Genomic DNA, 19,599 nt, shown 5'->3' with positions numbered 1-19,599 from the left:
ATCGGGTTCGTTGTCCCAGGCTCAGGCCGGGGATCGCCGGCAAGCCGGCTCCTACAGGGATCGCGGTTTGTCAGCGTATTACAGGCCGGATTTCAGGCTGGCTTCCAGGTATTCGTCGATATCGCCGTCGAGTACCTTGTCACAGTCACTGCGTTCGATGTTAGTGCGCAGATCCTTGATCCGCGACGCATCGAGCACATAAGAGCGGATCTGGTGACCCCAGCCGATATCCGACTTGGTGTCTTCCAGCGCTTGGGACGCGGCGTTGCGTTTCTGCATTTCCTGCTCGTACAACTTGGCCCGCAGCATTTTCATGGCGGTGTCCTTGTTGGCGTGCTGGGAACGTTCGTTCTGGCAGCTGACCACGGTGTTGGTCGGTACGTGGGTGATACGTACGGCCGAGTCGGTGGTGTTTACGTGCTGACCACCGGCACCGGAGGAGCGGTAGGTGTCGATGCGCAGGTCGGCCGGGTTGATCTCGATTTCCACCTTGTCGTCGATCTCTGGCGAGACGAAAACGGCGGAGAACGAGGTGTGGCGACGGTTGCCGGAGTCAAACGGGCTCTTGCGTACCAGGCGGTGTACGCCGATCTCGGTGCGCAGCCAGCCAAAAGCGTATTCGCCCTTGATGTGCACGGTCGCGCCCTTGATACCGGCGACTTCACCGGCGGACAGCTCCATGATGGTCGCTTCGAAACCGCGCTTGTCGGCCCAGCGCAGGTACATGCGCAGCAGGATGTTTGCCCAGTCCTGGGCCTCGGTGCCGCCGGAACCGGCCTGGATATCCAGGTAGGCGTTGTTCGGGTCCATCTCGTGGCTGAACATGCGACGGAATTCGAGTTTGGCGAGGTTTTCCTCGAGACGGGCCAGCTCGGCGACGACATCGCCCACTGCGCCTTCGTCGTTTTCTTCGACGGCCATGTCCAGCAGGTCGCGGCAATCGGCCAGACCGGTGTTCAGTTCGTCGAGGGTATCGACGATCTGCGCCAGCGCAGCGCGCTCGCGGCCCAGTTCCTGGGCGTATTCAGGTTTGTTCCAGACAGCAGGATCTTCAAGCTCGCGATTGACTTCGGTCAGACGCTCATGCTTTTGATCGTAGTCAAAGATACCCCCGAATAGTTTCGGAGCGCTCGGACAGGTCCTTGATGGTGTTAAGGATCGGGTTGATTTCCATGGCGGGCAGCACTCGTTGGCGAACTTTTGAAAGCCGGCGAGTATAACGGGAAATGGGGGGGAGCGGCAGTCCGCTGGGCGAAAAGGCGTGGGGCTGGATCATCGGAGTACATATCCATTCCTGCGGTCACGGCTGCTATTGGTTCCGCTCTTACAGCGGCTCACTTTTGATAGAGCGCAAAAGTAAGCAAAACGCTCTTGCCCCAACACTCGGCACCTCGCCTAGGCTCGGTGTGCCCGTAATCCGACAGTGATTTGGGGGGCCGCCGCCACGCGCCATCCATGGCGCGGGGCGGCTAAACCGGCATCCCTGCCGGTTTACCCCCCAAATCCCTGCCGAATTCCGGCCAGCGTGTTTGACGGGGCGCCTAAGATCAAAATCAAAAGCAAGAGCACAGCGGCCTGACAGCCGGCTTGAGTGGTGTAAAGCAAAGGCGAAAGCAAACGCGGCGGTCTCACGTTTTTCGCCGGCAAGCCGGCTCCTACAAGGACCGCGTATCTACGATGCGAAGCGAGTCGCTCTTGATCTTGATCTTAGGCGCCCCGTCAAACACGCTGGCCGAACGCAGGCTTGAATCCGTGGGTAACCCGGCAGGACGCCGGGTTAGCCGCGCTGGGCCAAGGATGGCCCATCGCGGCGGCCCACGGATTCAAGCCGGAGTGAGGGCACACCGAGCCTAGGCGAGGTGCCGAGTGTTGGGGCGAGGACCTTTTGCTTACTTTTGGGTCCTTCCAAAAGTGAGCCGCCGTAAGGGCGGAACCATAAGCCGCCATAACCTAAATAATGGATATGTACTCAGCAGCGCTAATCCCTACTCAATCCCCACCTGATTCCGCCCATTATGCTTAGCCGTATACAACCCCTTATCCGCCGCCATGATCAATTGACGACAATCCGTCCCCTGCTGCGGCGTCATGGTCGACAGCCCGATACTGATAGTCAGGCTCGCCCCCTCAGTCGGCGCGTTATGCGGAATCTTCAGAGCAGCCACCGCCATGCGCAGCTTCTCAGCCACCAACCGCGCCCCGCCCGGCGAGGTATTAGGCAGCACCAGGGCAAACTCCTCCCCCCCATAGCGCGCCGGCAAATCCGAAGGCCGACTGCTCGCCTCACGAATGGTCGCCGCCACCTTGCGCAACGCCTCATCCCCTTCAACGTGCCCAAAACTATCGTTATAGGTCTTGAAGAAATCCACATCAATCATCAATAACGACAACTGAGTCTGATCACGCATGGCCCTACGCCACTCCAGCTCCAGGTATTCATCAAAGTGACGACGATTAGACAGCCCGGTCAGGCCATCGGAGTTCATCAGCCGCTGCAATACCAGATTGGTGTCCAGCAACTGCTGCTGGCTGACCCGCAACGCACGGTAAGCCGCATCCCGCTGCAACAGGGTCATGTAGGACCGCGAGTGATAGCGAATGCGCGCCACCAACTCGATGTTGTCCGGCAGCTTGACCAGATAATCATTGGCCCCGGCAGAAAAAGCCGCGCTCTTGATCAGCGGATCTTCCTTGGTGGACAGCACGATAATCGGGATATTCGCGGTGGCCGGGTGATTGCGGTATTCGCGCACCAGCGTCAGGCCGTCGAGGCCCGGCATCACCAGATCCTGCAGGATCACGGTCGGCTTGATGCGGATCGCCTGGGCAATCGCCTGGTGCGGATCGGCGCAGAAGTGAAAATCGATGTTTTCTTCATGAGCCAGGCCACGCCGCACGGCTTCACCGATCATGGCCTGGTCGTCGACCAGCAACACCATGGCAGCATTTTCGTCGGTCTTGATGTCGTCGATCTGTAAATCATTCATGTGCAGTCACCTGAATTACTACCTGCTAGCCAGCACCGCGGGAAGTCCTGTTCATTTTGCAAAGACCTCCAGCAATCGGGGCGCAATTCTATCCAGTGGGCGAATTTCAACAGCAGCATCAATCGCCGCCGCCGCTTTGGGCATGCCATACACCGCCGAGCTTTGCTGATCCTGGGCGATGGTCAAATAACCTTGTTCACGCAGTAACTTGAGGCCCTGGGCCCCATCGCGCCCCATACCGGTCAGCAGTACGCCGACGGCATCGCCATTCCAGTGGCTGGCCACGCTTTCGAAAAACACGTCGATCGAAGGTCGGTAGATCTCGTTTACCGGTTCTGCGGTATAGGCTAGCGTGCCATTTTTCAGCAATCGAATGTGGTGGTTGGTGCCAGCCAGCAGCACCACGCCACTTTGCGGGGGTTCGCCTTCACGGGCCAGGCGCACCGGCAGGCCGGAGGCGCTGCTCAGCCATTCGGCCATGCCGGCAGCGAACACTTGGTCCACATGCTGCACCAGCACAATGGCGGCGGGAAAGTCCCGGGGCAAGCCTTTGAGCAGGATTTCCAGGGCAGCCGGGCCACCCGCCGATGAACCGATTGCCACCAGGCTCTGGCGTTTCCCGGTAATTCGCGGCGCAACGGTTTCAGCGCGTACGCGGCTGCCGCGCTGGCCGATCAGCCAGCCGATATTGAGGATCTTGCGCAGCAGCGGCGCCGCCGCATCCTTGGGATTGCCCACGCCCAGGGTCGGAGTGTCCACCACGTCCAGGGCACCATGGCCCATGGCTTCAAATACCCGACTGACGTTGGCCTGGCGGTCGACCGTGACGATAACGATGGCGCATGGGGTCTCGGCCATGATCTGGCGGGTGGCTTCCACGCCGTCCATCACCGGCATGATCAGGTCCATCAGGATCAGGTCCGGCGTCAGCTCAGCGCAGCGCTGTACTGCTTCCAGCCCATTGGCGGCCACCCAGACAACTTGATGCGCGGGCTCGAAGCTCAAGGCGCGGCGCAAGGCCTCCACCGCCAGGGGCATGTCATTGACGATCGCAATCCTCATGCCCGCGCGCCTCCGATCAGTTCCACCACGGCGTCCAGCAGGGCGTCATCATGAAAACTGGCTTTGGCTAAATAATAGTCGGCGCCGGCGTCCAGTCCACGACGACGGTCTTCTTCGCGATCCTTGTAGGACACCACCATCACCGGCAACGATTGCAGGCGACTGTCACGGCGCAAGAGTGTGACCAATTCAATACCGTCCATACGAGGCATATCAATATCAGTGATCAACAGGTCAAAGTCTTCGGAGCGCAAGGCGTTCCAGCCGTCCATGCCATCGACCGCCACCGCCACTTCATAACCACGATTGAGTAACAATTTGCGTTGCAGCTCACGCACGGTCAGCGAGTCATCCACCACCAGCACCCGTTTACGCGGCGCTTCGGTGGCCTGCTGGCTGCGCCGCGCGATACGTTCCAGGCGACCGGTGTTGAGCAGTTTGTCCACCGAACGCAGCATGTCTTCCACGTCGACGATCAACACCACCGAGCCGTCATCCAGCAAGGCACCGGCGGAAATATCCTGGACCTTGCCCAGGCGATCATCCAGCGGCAACACCACCAGCGTACGCTCGCCGATAAAGCGCTCCACGGCAATCCCGTACACCGCATCGCGCTCGCGGATCACCACCACTTTCAAGGTTTCGGACGGGGCCTGCCCCGCCGGGCGCTGCAACAACTGGCTGGCGGCGACCAGGCCGACATGCCGGCCCTCGTGCCAGAAATGCTGGCGACCTTCCAGCTGCACAATGTCATCCGGCGCCAGGTCGCACATGCGTTCGATATGAGCCAGCGGGAACGCATAGGCTTCCTCGCCAACCTCCACCACCAGGCTGCGCACCACCGACAAGGTCAATGGCACTTCCAGGTGGAAACGACTGCCCTGCCCCGCCGCCTGCTCCAGCACCACCGCGCCGCGCAGTTGGCGCACCATATGCTGCACCGCATCCAGGCCGACACCACGCCCGGACACTTCGGTGACCTTGTCGCGCAGGCTGAACCCTGGCAGGAACAGGAACGTCAGCAACTCCTCTTCGCTCAGGCGCAGAGCGGTTTCCAGCGGCGACAGATGCCGGTCGACGATGGTGCCGCGCAGGCGTTCCAGGTCGACGCCATTACCGTCATCGCTCAATTCCAGCACCAACAAACCGGCCTGGTGGGACGCGCGCAGGCGGATCAGGCCTTCAGCCGGCTTGCCGGCGAGCAGGCGTTGCTCGGGCATTTCGATGCCGTGGTCGACGGCATTGCGCAACAAATGGGTGAGCGGCGCTTCAAGTTTTTCCAGCACGTCGCGGTCGACCTGGGTCTTTTCGCCCTCAATCTCCAGGCGCACCTGCTTGCCGAGGCTGCGGCCAAGGTCGCGCACCATGCGCACCTGCCCGGCCAGAACATCGGCAAACGGGCGCATGCGACAAGCCAGCGCCGTGTCATACAGCACCTGGGCGCGCTGCCCGGCCTGCCAGCCGAACTCGTCCAGCTCGGCGGTTTTTTCCGCCAGCAGGGCCTGGGCTTCGCTGAGCAGGCGGCGGGTGTCTGCCAGTGCTTCCTGGGCTTCCAGGTTCAGACTTTGGGTCTTGAGTTGTCCGTCCAGCGTATCCAGGGCACGCACGCTCTGGCTTTGAATGCGCTTGAGGCGCTGCAAGCTGGCCAAGTAGGGTTTGAGCCGCTGGGTTTCCACCAGGGATTTGCTCGACAGGTCGAGCAGGCTGTTCAGACGCTCCGCGGTTACCCGCAGCACACGTTCGCCGCCTTCGGTCATGCGTTTGTTCTGACGCAGCGGCTCAGCAGCCACTGGCGGCGCGGGCTCGGGCTCCGGCGGCAGCTCTTCAACGACAGCCGCCGGTTCTGGCGGCGACGCAGGCTTGACCGGCGCCTGGGACGGATCCAGCAGGCGTTCCATCAACGCCACATAGGCTTCGATATCCGCCGGCCCCACGTTATTGCCGGGCGTAGCGATGCGCATCAGCAGGTCGGTGCCTTGCAGCAACGCATCAATATGTTCGGGTTGCAGGTACAGGCGGCTTTCCTGGGCGCTGACCAGGCAATCTTCCATCACATGGGAGACGCTGACCCCGGCGTCTACCCCGACGATACGTGCCGCGCCCTTGAGCGAGTGAGCGGCGCGCATACAGGCTTCAAGCTGATCGGCCTGGGTCGGGTTGCGTTCCAGGGCCAGCAGGCCCGCGCTGAGGACCTGGGTCTGCGCATCGGCTTCCAGGCTGAACAGTTCCAGCAGCGAGGCATCGCGCATCTGGTCGGGGGTCATGTGAGGCTCCGGGTCACGGCGGACAACAATTGCGTCTCGTCCAGCCACCGCAAGCTGCGGCCTTTCCACTGCAACACGCCTTGGGTGTAGCGCGCGCTGGCCTGGGTGCCGGAGGCCGAAGCCGCCTTCAAGGTGCGCTCATCGATGGCGTGGATCCCGTCGACTTCATCCACCGGCACCACCACCGGGCCATCCTGTGCGGCGATGATCAACATGCGCGGCATGATGCGGCCGCCGCTGGCGCCGGTGCTGGTGACATCCAGGCCGAGCAGTTCCACCAGCGAAAGGCACGCCACTAGCGCACCCCGCACATTGGCCACGCCGAGCAAGGCGCGCGAGCGTTGGTGCGGCAGGGAATGGATCGGTTGCAACGGCGCGACTTCCACCAGGCAACGGGTGGCAATGCCCAACCATTCTTCACCGAGACGGAACATCAGCAAAGAACGGGTGACCACATCTTCGCCCAGCTCGACAGTGGCATGCGGGCGATGCACATCCTGCTGCAAGGCGTAGCGGTCCAGCAACCGCGTGGCCGCTGCCGAGTACACCGAGCAGTTGCGGCAATGGATATGGTCCGCCAGCAGCGGGCAGGATTTGTCGCCATGAATGCCGATGCGGTTCCAGCAGTCGTCGATGGCTTGGGTGTCGGCCAGGGTCAAGTCCAGGCCTGCGGTGTCGAGCGCCTCGGTGTTACTCATCGTTTGGACTCACTGTCAGCTCGCTCGCTACGGGCAGCCCGCGCCTGCAAGCGGCGCGCTCCCGCACTGTCGCCCTGGGATTCGAGCAACGCGGCCAGGTGCATCAAGGCCTGCGGGTGCTGGGGTTCCAGGTACAAGGCTTTTCGATAATAACCCTGGGCTTCCAGGGCGCTGCCGGCCACATCACTCAACAGCCCGAGCCAGTAGAACACCTGGGCGGCCGGCGGGTGGTTGCTCAAATACTGTTCGCACGCGGCGCGGGCTTCGGCACTCTTGCCTTCATTGGCCAGGGTGGCGATGCGACTGAGCAAGTCGCCCGCATCGGTGTGCGGCGCCTTGATCGGCACCACCTGGGCGCTGGCCGTGCTGAACGGCCGTGGCTTACTCGGAATCGGCGCCGCACTGCGTTGCGGGATCGGCGCGGCGATCGGCACAAACACGGGCTCAGGCTTGACCGGCTCGGCATGCCGACTGTACGCAAACGACTGCGGCACCCCAATTGAACGCATGCCATGGCGCCCCAACAGGCTGCCCTCGGCCGGGCCGATAAACAGCACGCCGTCCACGTGGGTCAGGCCCTTGAGCACGTCGAACACTTGCTTCTGCGTAGGCTGGTCGAAGTAGATCAGCAGGTTGCGGCAGAACACAAAGTCGTAGCTCGCTTCATTGGCCAGCAAGCCCGGATCGAGCAGGTTGCCCACTTGCAGGCGCACCTGTTCGCGCACACGGTCGGCAATGTGGTAACCATCGCCGTATTCGGTGAAATGGCGATCGCGAAAGGCGATATCGCCACCGCGAAACGAGTTCTTGCCATACACCCCGCGCCGCGCACGCTCCACCGACAGCGGGCTGACATCCAGGCCCAGCACCTTGAACTGATGCGGCGCCAAGCCGGCATCCAGTAAGGCCATGGCAATCGAATAAGGTTCTTCACCGGTGGAGCACGGCAGGCTGAGGATGCGCAGTGCGCGCATCTGCTTGATTTCGATCAGCCGCGCCTTGGCCAAGCGGGCCAGGGTCGCGAACGATTCGGGGTAACGGAAGAACCAGGTTTCCGGGACGATCACCGCTTCGATCAGCGCCTGCTGCTCATCCTCGGAACTTTGCAGGTGCTGCCAGTACTCGCCGGCCGTTTGCGCATTGACGGCCTGGCTGCGCTGGCGCACCGCGCGTTCGATGATGGCTTCACCCACCGAGGCGACATCCAGGCCGATGCGCTCTTTAAGGAAGGCAAAGAAACGCGGATCGCTGCTCATAGGCTCAGCTCGGCAGAAAACAGTACGGTGCGCACCTCATCGGTGAGCAGGTCATTCACGCCGATCCATTGCATCAAGCCCAACGCGTCTTCGCGCACCGGCCCCAGGTACGGCGCCTGGCGGTTGTCGAGGCCGTAGGGCTGAAACTCCGCCGGATCGCAACGCAACGTGTCGGTGGCCTGCTCCAGGATCAGTCCGAGCCAGCGTGCCTCGGTCCAGGGCTCAGGCTGGTAATTGACCAGCACCAGCCGCGTGCTGGTGCGCGCCTGGGCGGCGGTGCCAAAGGTCAAGGCGCTAAGGTCGATCACCGGCACCAGCGTGCCACGGTGGGCAAAGATGCCCGCCACCCACAGCGGTGCATGGGCGATGGGTTTCAAAGGCAGGCGCGGCAGCACCTCGGCCACTTCCGTGGCCTTGAGGGCGTAACGTTCGTTGCCGATGTGGAACACCAGGAACAACGCCTTTTTCGCTGCCGGGACGGCACCGCGTTTAGCCGCGAGGTCGCTCATCAGACTTTGAAACGCGACACGCCGCTGCGCAGACCGACCGCCACCTGGCTCAGCTCATCAATGGCAAAGCTGGCCTGGCGCAGGGACTCGACGGTCTGGCTGCTGGCATCGCCCAGTTGCACCAAGGCGTGGTTGATCTGCTCGGCACCGGTGGCCTGGGCCTGCATGCCTTCGTTGACCATCAACACCCGCGGCGCCAGGGCCTGTACCTGATGGATGATCTGCGACAACTGCTCGCCCACTTGCTGCACTTCAAACATGCCGCGACGCACTTCTTCGGAGAACTTGTCCATGCCCATCACGCCAGCGGACACCGCCGACTGGATCTCGCGCACCATCTGCTCGATGTCGTAGGTGGCCACGGCAGTCTGGTCGGCCAAGCGACGCACTTCGGTGGCAACAACAGCAAAACCGCGCCCGTATTCCCCGGCTTTCTCGGCCTCGATCGCCGCGTTAAGCGACAACAGGTTGGTCTGGTCAGCGACCTTGACGATGGTCACCACCACTTGGTTGATGTTGCCGGCCTTCTCATTGAGGATCGCCAGCTTGGCGTTGACCAGATCGGCCGCGCCCATCACCGAGTGCATGGTTTCTTCCATGCGCGCCAGGCCTTGCTGGCCGGAACCGGCGGCAACCGAAGCCTGGTCGGCGGCGGTGGACACTTCGGTCATGGTGCGCACCAGATCCTTGGACGTGGCCGCGATTTCGCGGGAGGTGGCACCGATTTCGGTGGTAGTCGCAGCCGTTTCAGTGGCGGTGGCTTGCTGCTGCTTGGACGTGGCGGCAATCTCAGTCACCGATGTAGTGACCTGCACCGACGAACGCTGGGCCTGGGACACCAGGGCGGTCAGCTCGGTCATCATGTCGTTGAAGCCGGTTTCGACGGCGCCGAACTCGTCCTTGCGCTCCAGGTTCAAGCGCTTGCTCAGGTCGCCGTCGCGCATGGTTTCGAGGATGTCGACGATGCGCTGCATCGGCGCCATGATCGCGCGCATCAGCAGCAGGCCACACAGGCCGGCGGCGAGGATGGCGACGACCAACGACACAAACATGCTGATTTTCGCTGCGGATACCGCATCATCGATCGCGTTGGTCGCACGGTCGGCGACGTTTTTGTTCTCGGTGATGATGTCGTTGAGCTTCATGCGGCCTGCGGTCCAGGTCGGCGTCAACTGGGTGTCGAACTCTTTGCGTGCGGCAGCCAGGTCACCGCGTTGCAGGCTGTCGAGCACCGTGGACAGGCTCTTGTTGTAGGCCTGGTGCAGGGTTTCGAACTTGTCGAACTCGGACCGATCGTCACCGCCGGCGATGGTTTTTTCGTAGTTATCCATCTGCTGCAAGATGCGTGCTTCAAAGGACTTGAACTCCGCACGGTCGGCGTCGCTCAACTGCTTGTTTTCACGCAGGCCCAGCAATTCGAGGGTCTGCAGGTAGCTGTCGACCCACGCGCTACGAATCATGGAGCTGAGGTAGACACCCGGCACCGCATCATCGCGCACCGCAACTTCGCTGGTTTCGATCTTCAGCAACCGTGAATAGGAGACCACAACCATTAACAGCATGATGGCGATAATGACCGCAAAGCTTGCCAAGATCCGTTGGCGCAAGGTCCAGTTCTTCACAGTAATTCCTCGAAGGGCCGATCAAATGCGAGGGAGTATAGCTGAGCAGAAGCCCTCATTTATCAACGGGTTTTGATGTAGCACTCACAGAATGCAAAAACACCCCGGGCCTTTACGGCATCCGGGGTGCTCTCAATAAAGCCATGGGGTCAGAGCGAGGCTTGGCGTACCTGTTTTTCCAGTTCCAGCTTCAACCCCGGCTCCAGTTTCAGTTGCCGCGCCAGTTCGTCGAGGTAAGCCTTCTCCATGAAGTTTTCCTCGTCCACCAGCATCACGCTGGCGATGTACATCTCGGCGGCCATTTCCGGCGTGCCGGCAGCTCGCGCCACGTCGGCTGGATCGAGGGGTTTGTTGAGCTCAGCGTGCAGCCAGCTTTGCAGTTCGCGGTCGTTGTCCAGCTTGGTGAATTCGCCTTCGATCAATTCGCGCTCGCGCTCATCCACATGGCCGTCGGCCTTGGCGGCAGCGACCAGCGCCTTGAGGATGCCTTGGCTGTGTAGCTCAACCTGGGCCGGTGGCAGGCGGTCAATGGTCTGCGGCTCTCCTTTCGGGGCATTGGCCTGTTGCGCCTGCCAGTTGCCATAGGCTTTGTAGGCAATGACGCCCAACGCCGCCAAACCGCCATAGGTCAGGGCCTTGCCGCCGAACTTGCGGGCTTTTTTGTTGCCCAGCAGCAGCCCCATGGCGCCGGCCGCCAGGGCGCCGCCGCCTGCGCCACCGAGCAGGCTGCCAAGGCCACCACCGCCGAGCAAACCGCCCAATGCGCCCTTGTCGTCCTGTTTACGCTGGCCGCCAGCCTTGTTTTGCAACATGTCCTGGCCAGACTTGAGCAACTGATCGAGCAATCCACGGGTATTCATTCGTAGCCTCCAGACACTAGGGTTCATAGGACCAATAGGCTCCCAGCGTAAAACTAAGTGCCAAAAAGCCTCGATCTAGAGTGCTTCCAGATGTAACGCGGTCGCCCTTCACTTAAATCGATATACACTCGAACAAATCTATAAAAACACCCCACTGGTAATTCCAGCATGATGACCTTGCGTCAAATCCGGCATTTTATCGCCGTGGCCGAAACCGGTTCGATCTCCGCTGCCGCGCAGACAGCGTTCATTTCCCAGTCCACCCTGACCCTGGCGATCCAGCAACTGGAGCAGGAAATCGGCGTCAACCTGTTCAACCGTCACGCCAAGGGCATGACCCTGACCCATCAGGGCCATCAATTTCTGCGCCAGGCGCATCTGATCCTGGCCACCGTCGACAACGCCAAGCGCAGCCTGCAACAGAGCACCGACCAAGTCGCCGGGCAGTTGATCATCGGCGTGACCAGCCTGGTGGCTGGCTATTACCTCGCGGATTTGTTGACGCGATTCCAGCGCGCCTACCCCAATGTGGAAATCCGCGTGATGGAGGATGAACGCCCGTATATCGAACATTTGCTGGTCAGCGGTGAAATCGATGTGGGCGTGCTGATCCTCTCCAACCTCGAAGACCGCCACGCCTTGCAGACCGAAGTCCTCACCCACTCCCCGCACCGCTTGTGGCTACCGGCACAACATCCACTGCTGGAACACGACAGCATTAACTTGGCCGATGTGGCACGTGAGCCGCTGATCCAGCTGAACGTCGACGAAATGGGCCACAACGCCCAGCGCATGTGGACCGGCGCAGGCCTGCAACCCCGTGTGACCTTGCGCACCGCGTCCACCGAAGCCGTGCGAAGCCTGGTGGCGGCGGGCCTCGGCGTGTCGATCCAGCCGGACATGACCTACCGGCCCTGGTCACTTGAAGGCGACATCATTGAAGCGCGCCCGATTGCCGACCTCAGCCAGACCCTCGACGTGGGCCTGGCCTGGCGCCGAGGCACCGCACGGCCTGCGCTGGTCGACCCGTTCCTCACCGTCGCCCGTGAACAGCCCCACCCGCGCAAGCCATCTATTTAATCGAATGCTGCATTCAGTATTTAGTATTTGTTGACCTCGCGCCTGACCTCTAGTCTCTGTTCATCCCCTAAGAGAAGGTCAGGCGCCTTGTAAGAGAACGCCCATGGCCACACAAGAAAAGAGATCGCGAAAAATGTCCGGCGCGCCCACCCCGCTGCTCACTGCGTTGCTGATCGACGGCGAACTGGTCCAGGGCCAGGGTTTTGCCGAGCCGATCCTCAACCCGGCCACCGGTGAAGTGCTCACCCAAATCGCCGAAGCCAGTACCGAGCAGGTCGAAACCGCGATCCTCGCCGCCCACCGCGCCTTTGCCGGCTGGTCACGCACCACGCCGCAGCAGCGCTCGAACATCCTGTTGGGCATTGCCGACGCCATCGAAAAACAAGCCGACTACCTGGCCCGTCTGGAATCCCTGAACTGCGGTAAGCCCTTGCATCTGGCGCGTCAGGATGATTTGAGTGCCACCGTGGATGTGTTCCGCTTCTTCGCCGGGGCTGTGCGTTGCCAGACCGGGCAGTTGAGCGGTGAATACCTGCCGGGCTACACCAGCATGGTGCGTCGCGATCCGATCGGCGTAGTCGCTTCGATTGCGCCGTGGAACTACCCGCTGATGATGGCCGCGTGGAAGATCGCCCCCGCCCTGGCTGCCGGTAATACCTTGGTGTTCAAGCCGTCGGAACATACGCCGCTGTCGATCCTGGCCCTGGCCCCCGTGCTTAAAGAGCTGCTGCCACGTGGTGTGATCAACATTCTGTGTGGCGGCGGCGAAGGCGTCGGCAGTCACTTGGTCAGCCATCCCAAGGTGCGCATGGTCTCGTTGACCGGCGATATCGTCACCGGGCAGAAGATTCTGCAAGCCGCCTCCAAAACCCTAAAACGCACGCATCTGGAACTGGGCGGCAAGGCCCCGGTGATCGTGTGCAACGACGCCGACCTGCAAGCTGTGGTCGAAGGCGTGCGCGCCTACGGCTATTACAACGCTGGCCAGGATTGCACCGCCGCGTGCCGCATCTATGCCCAGGCCGGTATCCACGACAAACTCGTCGCCGAACTGGGCGCGGCGGTCAGCAGCCTGCGTTTTGCCGGTAAACGCGATGCCGACAATGAACTCGGCCCGCTGATCAGCACGCGCCAGCGCGACCGCGTCGCCAGTTTTGTAGAGCGCGCCCTCGGCCAGCCGCATATCGAACGCATCACCGGCGCCGCCGTGCATTCCGGCGCGGGCTTCTATTACCAACCCACCTTGCTCGCCGGCTGTAAGCAAAACGATGAAATCGTGCAGCGCGAAGTATTCGGCCCGGTGGTCACCGTGACCCGCTTCGACGAGCTGGAACAGGCAGTGGACTGGGCCAACGACTCCGAATACGGCCTGGCCTCCTCGGTGTGGACCCAGAACCTGGACAAGGCCATGCAGGTCGCGGCGCGCCTGCAATACGGCTGCACCTGGATCAACAGTCATTTCATGCTGGTCAGCGAAATGCCCCATGGCGGCTTGAAGCGTTCGGGGTATGGGAAGGATCTGTCCAGCGATTCGCTGCAGGACTACAGCGTGGTGCGCCACATCATGGCGCGACACGGCCAGCATCTTTAAAACAACAACTAAGCTCATGCGTCACCGGTTTGAACAACTGCCCCGACCATAATTAAAGAAGAGGGAACCCCCATGTCTGCGCACAAGACCGCACTGCTCAGTGCCCTGACCACCGCGCTGCTGGCCAGCGCCAGCCTCCAGGCCGCCGAACCGCTCAAGGCGGTGGGTGCCGGTGAAGGCCAGTTGGATATCGTCGCCTGGCCTGGTTATATCGAACGTGGCGAAAGCGACAAGGCCTACGACTGGGTCACCGGTTTCGAGAAGGAAACCGGCTGCAAGGTCAACGTGAAAACCGCCGCCACCTCTGACGAAATGGTCAGCCTGATGGCCAAGGGCGGGTATGACCTGGTCACCGCATCGGGCGATGCGTCGCTGCGGTTGATCGTGGGCAAGCGGGTGCAGCCAATCAACACCGCACTGATCCCCAATTGGAAGAACATCGACCCGCGCCTGAAAGATGCGCCATGGTATGTGGTCGGCCAGCAAACCTACGGCACCCCGTACCAGTGGGGCCCGAACGTGTTGATGTACAACACCAACGTGTTCAAGACCGCGCCCACCAGCTGGAACGTGCTGTTCGACGCGCAGAACCTGCCGGACGGCAAGCCGAACAAAGGCCGTGTGCAGGCGTATGACGGCCCGATCTACATTGCCGATGCGGCGCTGTACCTCAAGTCGACCAAGCCGGAACTGGGCATCCAGAACCCCTATGAACTGACCGAAACCCAGTACAAGGCCGTGCTCGAACTGCTGCGTGCGCAACAGCCGCTGATCCACCGCTACTGGCACGACACCACCGTGCAAATGAGTGACTTCAAGAATGAAGGTGTGGTGGCCTCCAGCGCCTGGCCGTATCAGGTCAACGGCCTGCAGAACGAGAAACAGCCGATTGCCTCGACCATTCCGAAGGAAGGCGCCACCGGCTGGGCCGACACCACCATGTTGCACACCGAGGCCAAGCACCCGAACTGCGCCTACAAGTGGATGGACTGGTCGCTGCAGCCGAAGGTCCAGGGCGACGTTGCCGCCTGGTTCGGTTCGCTGCCTGCCGTGCCTGCGGCCTGCAAGGAAAGCGAACTGCTCGGCGCCGAGGGTTGCAAGACCAATGGTTTCGACCAGTTCGAAAAGATCGCTTTCTGGAAAACCCCGCAGGCTGAAGGCGGTAAGTTCGTGCCGTACAGCCGCTGGACCCAGGATTACATTGCGATCATGGGCGGCCGCTAAGGGTCCCTGCAGAGACTGCTTCTTGTGGTGAGCAGGCTTGCCCTGCGCGGGGCAAGCCCGCTCACCACAAAAGCCCGATTTTCACCGTTTCAGCGCAGCACACATGCATCCTCGTTTTTTCAGAAGTCCAGGCCGGGCCGCTGCGACGACCCGCGCCTTTTTGGAGCACCGCACCATGACGCTTGCAGTCCAATTCACCCACGTTTCCCGTCAGTTCGGCGAAGTGAAAGCCGTTGACCGGGTTTCCATCGATATCCAGGACGGCGAGTTCTTTTCCATGCTCGGCCCTTCCGGCTCGGGCAAGACCACCTGCCTGCGCCTGATCGCCGGGTTCGAGCAGCCGAGCGCAGGCTCGATCCGCATCCATGGCGAGGAAGCCGCCGGCTTGCCGCCGTATCAGCGTGATGTGAACACTGTGTTCCAGGATTACGCGCTGTTCCCCCATATGAATGTGCGCGACAACGTGGCCTACGGCCTCAAGGTCAAGGGTGTGGGCAAGGCCGAACGCCTGAACCGTGCAGAAGAGGCGCTGGCCATGGTCGCCCTCGGCGGCTACGGCGACCGCAAACCGGTGCAACTGTCCGGCGGCCAACGTCAACGGGTCGCCCTGGCCCGCGCCTTGGTCAATCGTCCACGGGTATTGCTGCTGGATGAACCCCTGGGCGCCCTCGACCTCAAGCTGCGCGAGCAGATGCAAAGCGAGCTGAAAAAGCTGCAACGCCAGCTGGGTATCACCTTTATCTTCGTGACCCACGACCAGACCGAAGCGCTGTCGATGTCCGACCGCGTAGCCGTGTTCAACAAAGGCCGCATCGAGCAGGTCGACACCCCGCGCAACCTCTATATGAAACCCGCCACGTCGTTCGTCGCCGAGTTCGTCGGCACTTCCAACGTGATTCGCGGCGAGCTGGCCCAGCGCCTCAGCGGCAACGCGCAGCCGTTCTCGATCCGCCCGGAACACGTGCGCTTTGCCGAGGGCCCGTTGGGCGCTGGCGAAGTGGAAATCAGCGGTCTGCTCCACGATATCCAATACCAGGGCAGCGCCACCCGCTATGAACTGAAACTGGAAAACGGCCAGGCGCTGAACATCAGCCAGGCCAACAACCAATGGCTGGACATCAGCAGCGGCCATCAGGTCGGCCAGTCCATCACCGCTCGCTGGGCACGGGAAGCCATGACCCCGCTGACCGACAGCGCAGGCGAGGTGTGACATGAGCCTGGCCCTTTCCCATCCGCCGATGCGCAGGTTCTCCAACCTGCTGTACCGCAAGCCCAACCTCTACCTGGCGATGCTGCTGGTGCCGCCGCTGATCTGGTTCGGCGCGATCTACCTCGGTTCGTTGCTGACCCTGCTGTGGCAAGGGTTCTATACCTTCGACGACTTCACCATGGCGGTCACGCCGGACCTGACCCTGGCCAACTTCGCCGCGCTGTTCCAGCCGTCGAACTTCGACATCATTGTGCGCACCCTGAGCATGGCGATTGTGGTGTCGATCGCCAGCGCCGTCGTGGCCTTCCCGATTGCCTACTACATGGCGCGCTACACCACGGGCAAAACCAAGGCGTTCTTCTACATCGCGGTGATGATGCCGATGTGGGCCAGTTACATCGTCAAGGCCTACGCCTGGACCTTGCTGCTGGCCAAAGGCGGCGTGGCGCAGTGGTTCGTGCAGCACCTGGGTTTGGAGCCGGTGTTGCAGTTCGTGCTGGGCATTCCCGGCGTGGGCGGCAGCACCTTGAGCACCTCGCACCTGGGGCGCTTCATGGTGTTCGTCTACATCTGGCTGCCGTTCATGATCCTGCCGATCCAGGCGTCCCTGGAGCGTTTGCCGCCGTCGTTGCTGCAAGCCTCGGCGGATCTTGGCGCCAAGCCGCGCCAGACGTTCATGCAGGTGATATTGCCACTGTCGATTCCGGGGATTGCCGCCGGCTCCATCTTCACCTTCTCGCTGACGCTGGGCGACTTCATCGTGCCGCAGCTTGTAGGGCCACCGGGTTACTTCGTCGGCGGCATGGTCTACGCCCAGCAAGGCGCCATCGGCAACATGCCCATGGCGGCGGCGTTCACCTTGGTGCCGATCGTGCTGATCGCGGTTTACCTGTCCATCGTCAAACGCCTGGGGGCCTTCGATGCACTCTGACTCTTCACCTCAAATGCAGTCATCAATAGGCTTGAAGATCGCCGCCTGGGGTGGGCTGGTGTTTTTGCACTTCCCGATCCTGATCATCTTCCTCTACGCCTTCAACACCGAAGAAGCCGCGTTCAGCTTTCCGCCCCAGGGCTTCACGTTGAAGTGGTTCAGCGTGGCCTTCGCCCGGCCGGATGTGTTGGAAGCGATCAAGCTGTCATTGCAGATCGCGGCCATCGCCACGCTGATCGCCATGGTGCTCGGCACGCTGGCCTCGGCGGCGCTGTATCGCCGTGAGTTCTTTGGCAAGCAAGGCGTGTCGTTGATGTTGATCCTGCCGATTGCGCTGCCGGGGATCATCACCGGTATCGCGTTGCTGGCGACTTTCAAGACGCTCGGGATCGAGCCGGGGATGTTCACCATCATCGTCGGCCACGCGACCTTCTGCGTGGTGATCGTCTACAACAACGTCATCGCCCGCCTGCGCCGTACCTCCCACAGTTTGATCGAAGCCTCGATGGACCTGGGCGCCGACGGCTGGCAGACCTTCCGCTACATCATCATGCCCAACCTGGGCTCGGCGCTGCTGGCCGGCGGCATGCTCGCCTTTGCGCTGTCGTTCGACGAAATCATCGTCACCACCTTCACCGCCGGCCACGAACGCACCTTGCCGTTGTGGCTGCTCAACCAACTGAGCCGCCCACGGGATGTGCCGGTGACCAACGTGGTCGCGATGCTGGTGATGCTGGTAACGATGTTCCCGATTCTCGGTGCCTATTACCTGACGCGCGGCGGTGAAAGCGTGGCCGGGAGTGGCGGTAAATAATTGTTTGAAGAGGACATGGCGATGCAAACCAAACTGCTGATCAATGGCCAACTGGTCGAGGGCGAAGGCCCGGCCCAGGCGGTATTCAACCCGGCGCTCGGGCGCGTGTTGGTGGAAATCAACGAAGCCAGCGAAGCCCAGGTCGACGCCGCCGTGCGCGCAGCCGATGCGGCCTTCGAAAGCTGGTCGCAAACCGCGCCCAAGGACCGCTCGCTGCTGCTGTTGAAACTGGCGGACGTGATCGAAGCCCACGGCGAAGAGCTGGCCAAGCTGGAATCGGACAATTGCGGCAAGCCCTACAGCGCCGCCCTGAACGATGAAATTCCGGCGATTGCCGACGTATTCCGCTTCTTTGCCGGCGCCAGCCGTTGCATGAGCGGCTCGGCCGGCGGCGAATACCTGCCCGGCCATACCTCGATGATCCGCCGCGATCCGGTGGGTGTGATTGCTTCCATCGCACCGTGGAACTATCCGCTGATGATGGTCGCCTGGAAAATCGCTCCGGCCCTCGCCGCCGGTAATACCGTGGTGCTCAAGCCGTCGGAGCAAACCCCGTTGACCGCGCTACGCATGGTCGAACTGGCCGCTGAAATCTTCCCGGCCGGTGTGCTCAACCTGGTGTTCGGCCGTGGGCCAACCGTCGGCAGCCCGCTGGTGAACCACCCGAAAGTGCGCATGGTGTCGTTGACCGGTTCCATCGCCACGGGCGCAAACATCATCTCCAGCACCGCCGACAGCGTGAAGCGCATGCACATGGAGTTGGGTGGCAAGGCGCCGGTGATCATCTTCAACGATGCAGACATCGACGCCGCCGTGGAAGGCATTCGTACCTTTGGTTTCTACAACGCCGGTCAGGATTGCACGGCGGCCTGCCGGATTTATGCGCAAGCGCAGATCTACGACAAGTTTGTCGAGAAGCTCGGCGCGGCGGTCGCCAGTATCAAGTACGGCTTGCAGGATGACCCGGCCACCGAGCTGGGCCCATTGATTACCGCGCAGCATCGCGACCGTGTCGCGGGCTTCGTCGAGCGCGCCGTGGCGCAGCCGCACATTCGCCTGGTCACCGGCGGCAAGGCAGTGGAAGGCAATGGCTTCTTCTTTGAACCGACCGTGCTGGCTGACGCGCAGCAGGACGATGAGATCGTGCGCCGCGAAGTGTTCGGGCCGGTGGTATCAGTGACCCAATTCACCGATGAAGCGCAGGTGCTGGGCTGGGCCAATGATTCGGACTACGGCTTGGCGTCATCCGTGTGGACCGCCGATGTAGGACGCGCCCACCGCTTGGCCGCACGCTTGCAATACGGCTGCACCTGGGTGAACACCCACTTCATGCTCGTCAGCGAAATGCCCCACGGCGGTCAGAAATTGTCCGGCTATGGCAAGGATATGTCCATGTACGGGCTGGAGGACTACACCACCGTGCGCCATGTGATGTTCAAGCACTGACGATTTAACCCGGCATCCTCACTGGATGCCGGGAACCTATAACAA

General features: G+C 61.8%; 16 protein-coding genes. 7 read left to right on the top strand and 9 right to left on the bottom strand.

Annotation, left to right across the window (positions count from 1 at the left end):
- Positions 1–78 precede the first annotated feature (78 nt).
- The 9 genes from prfB to EJ576_RS06910 form a co-directional block, all read right to left on the bottom strand.
- Positions 79–1,174 (bottom strand): peptide chain release factor 2 gene (gene prfB, locus EJ576_RS06955; RefSeq protein WP_100215725.1). Its coding sequence is split into 2 segments (ribosomal slippage): positions 79–1,101 and positions 1,103–1,174, totalling 1,095 coding nucleotides; the frame shifts between segments, so codons are not numbered across the junction.
- An 811-nt stretch (positions 1,175–1,985) separates the two neighbouring features.
- A complete protein-coding gene (locus EJ576_RS06945) occupies positions 1,986–2,987 on the bottom strand; it encodes a PleD family two-component system response regulator (RefSeq protein WP_122724098.1) in 1,002 nt (333 codons plus the stop codon).
- Positions 2,988–3,038: 51 nt separating this feature from the next.
- On the bottom strand, positions 3,039–4,049 hold the full coding sequence (locus EJ576_RS06940; RefSeq protein WP_028619115.1) for a chemotaxis response regulator protein-glutamate methylesterase: 1,011 nt from the start codon (positions 4,047–4,049) through the stop codon (positions 3,039–3,041).
- Positions 4,046–6,313, bottom strand: a complete 2,268-nt coding sequence (locus EJ576_RS06935; RefSeq protein ID WP_126569934.1) for a hybrid sensor histidine kinase/response regulator — start codon at positions 6,311–6,313, stop codon at positions 4,046–4,048. The genes EJ576_RS06940 and EJ576_RS06935 overlap by 4 nt, the downstream gene beginning before the upstream one ends.
- Positions 6,310–7,011 (bottom strand): chemotaxis protein CheW, encoded by a 702-nt coding sequence (locus tag EJ576_RS06930; RefSeq protein WP_126569931.1) that lies wholly within the window; start codon positions 7,009–7,011, stop codon positions 6,310–6,312. Before EJ576_RS06930 ends, EJ576_RS06935 begins: the two co-directional genes overlap by 4 nt.
- Positions 7,008–8,267 carry a protein-glutamate O-methyltransferase CheR gene (locus tag EJ576_RS06925; protein WP_123474671.1) on the bottom strand — a complete coding sequence of 420 codons (1,260 nt, stop codon included), beginning with the start codon at positions 8,265–8,267 and terminating at the stop codon, positions 7,008–7,010. The genes EJ576_RS06930 and EJ576_RS06925 overlap by 4 nt, the downstream gene beginning before the upstream one ends.
- The gene (locus EJ576_RS06920) at positions 8,264–8,776 is read right to left on the bottom strand and encodes a chemotaxis protein CheW (RefSeq protein ID WP_122724088.1); all 513 of its coding nucleotides are present in this window, start codon (positions 8,774–8,776) and stop codon (positions 8,264–8,266) included. Before EJ576_RS06920 ends, EJ576_RS06925 begins: the two co-directional genes overlap by 4 nt.
- Complete coding sequence (locus tag EJ576_RS06915; RefSeq protein ID WP_028619110.1) at positions 8,776–10,398, bottom strand: methyl-accepting chemotaxis protein; 1,623 nt, start codon at positions 10,396–10,398, stop codon at positions 8,776–8,778. The genes EJ576_RS06920 and EJ576_RS06915 overlap by 1 nt, the downstream gene beginning before the upstream one ends.
- A gap of 149 nt (positions 10,399–10,547) precedes the next feature.
- Positions 10,548–11,258, bottom strand: a complete 711-nt coding sequence (locus EJ576_RS06910; protein ID WP_028619109.1) for a tellurite resistance TerB family protein — start codon at positions 11,256–11,258, stop codon at positions 10,548–10,550.
- A 168-nt stretch (positions 11,259–11,426) separates the two neighbouring features.
- Between EJ576_RS06910 and EJ576_RS06905 the strand changes: the two genes are divergently transcribed.
- The 7 genes from EJ576_RS06905 to EJ576_RS06875 all read left to right on the top strand — a co-directional run bounded on the left by EJ576_RS06905 (position 11,427) and on the right by EJ576_RS06875 (position 19,554).
- A complete protein-coding gene (locus EJ576_RS06905) occupies positions 11,427–12,338 on the top strand; it encodes a LysR family transcriptional regulator (RefSeq protein WP_003209548.1) in 912 nt (303 codons plus the stop codon).
- 133 nt (positions 12,339–12,471) lie between these two features.
- Complete coding sequence (locus EJ576_RS06900) at positions 12,472–13,929, top strand: gamma-aminobutyraldehyde dehydrogenase (protein ID WP_028619108.1); 1,458 nt, start codon at positions 12,472–12,474, stop codon at positions 13,927–13,929.
- 72 nt (positions 13,930–14,001) lie between these two features.
- On the top strand, positions 14,002–15,153 hold the full coding sequence (gene ydcS, locus EJ576_RS06895) for a putative ABC transporter substrate-binding protein YdcS (protein WP_123474673.1): 1,152 nt from the start codon (positions 14,002–14,004) through the stop codon (positions 15,151–15,153).
- 175 nt (positions 15,154–15,328) lie between these two features.
- Positions 15,329–16,363, top strand: a complete 1,035-nt coding sequence (locus EJ576_RS06890) for an ABC transporter ATP-binding protein (protein WP_126569929.1) — start codon at positions 15,329–15,331, stop codon at positions 16,361–16,363.
- 1 nt (position 16,364) lies between these two features.
- Positions 16,365–17,294: an ABC transporter permease gene (locus tag EJ576_RS06885; protein WP_028619105.1), complete on the top strand. Its 930-nt coding sequence runs from the start codon at positions 16,365–16,367 to the stop codon at positions 17,292–17,294.
- Positions 17,284–18,108, top strand: coding sequence for an ABC transporter permease (locus tag EJ576_RS06880; protein ID WP_122724084.1), 825 nt, complete (start codon positions 17,284–17,286; stop codon positions 18,106–18,108). The genes EJ576_RS06885 and EJ576_RS06880 overlap by 11 nt, the downstream gene beginning before the upstream one ends.
- Before the next feature lie 21 nt (positions 18,109–18,129).
- Complete coding sequence (locus tag EJ576_RS06875) at positions 18,130–19,554, top strand: gamma-aminobutyraldehyde dehydrogenase (RefSeq protein WP_123474737.1); 1,425 nt, start codon at positions 18,130–18,132, stop codon at positions 19,552–19,554.
- Positions 19,555–19,599: the final 45 nt, after the last annotated feature.

It is taken from the genome of Pseudomonas sp. C 49-2, from assembly GCF_003970195.1.
In the GTDB taxonomy this organism is placed as follows: domain Bacteria; phylum Pseudomonadota; class Gammaproteobacteria; order Pseudomonadales; family Pseudomonadaceae; genus Aquipseudomonas; species Aquipseudomonas canadensis.
Note: the sequence above shows the minus strand (reverse complement) of the source record. Positions and strands in the feature narration are given on the sequence as shown.

Coding starts and splice junctions, on each gene's coding strand:
- EJ576_RS06945 (WP_122724098.1), bottom strand. CDS start 2,987: ATGAATGATTTACAGATCGACGACATCAAGACCGACGAAAATGCTGCC.
- EJ576_RS06940 (WP_028619115.1), bottom strand. CDS start 4,049: ATGAGGATTGCGATCGTCAATGACATGCCCCTGGCGGTGGAGGCCTTG.
- EJ576_RS06935 (WP_126569934.1), bottom strand. CDS start 6,313: ATGACCCCCGACCAGATGCGCGATGCCTCGCTGCTGGAACTGTTCAGC.
- EJ576_RS06930 (WP_126569931.1), bottom strand. CDS start 7,011: ATGAGTAACACCGAGGCGCTCGACACCGCAGGCCTGGACTTGACCCTG.
- EJ576_RS06925 (WP_123474671.1), bottom strand. CDS start 8,267: ATGAGCAGCGATCCGCGTTTCTTTGCCTTCCTTAAAGAGCGCATCGGC.
- EJ576_RS06920 (WP_122724088.1), bottom strand. CDS start 8,776: ATGAGCGACCTCGCGGCTAAACGCGGTGCCGTCCCGGCAGCGAAAAAG.
- EJ576_RS06910 (WP_028619109.1), bottom strand. CDS start 11,258: ATGAATACCCGTGGATTGCTCGATCAGTTGCTCAAGTCTGGCCAGGAC.
- EJ576_RS06905 (WP_003209548.1), top strand. CDS start 11,427: ATGATGACCTTGCGTCAAATCCGGCATTTTATCGCCGTGGCCGAAACC.
- EJ576_RS06900 (WP_028619108.1), top strand. CDS start 12,472: ATGTCCGGCGCGCCCACCCCGCTGCTCACTGCGTTGCTGATCGACGGC.
- ydcS (WP_123474673.1), top strand. CDS start 14,002: ATGTCTGCGCACAAGACCGCACTGCTCAGTGCCCTGACCACCGCGCTG.
- EJ576_RS06890 (WP_126569929.1), top strand. CDS start 15,329: ATGACGCTTGCAGTCCAATTCACCCACGTTTCCCGTCAGTTCGGCGAA.
- EJ576_RS06885 (WP_028619105.1), top strand. CDS start 16,365: ATGAGCCTGGCCCTTTCCCATCCGCCGATGCGCAGGTTCTCCAACCTG.
- EJ576_RS06880 (WP_122724084.1), top strand. CDS start 17,284: ATGCACTCTGACTCTTCACCTCAAATGCAGTCATCAATAGGCTTGAAG.
- EJ576_RS06875 (WP_123474737.1), top strand. CDS start 18,130: ATGCAAACCAAACTGCTGATCAATGGCCAACTGGTCGAGGGCGAAGGC.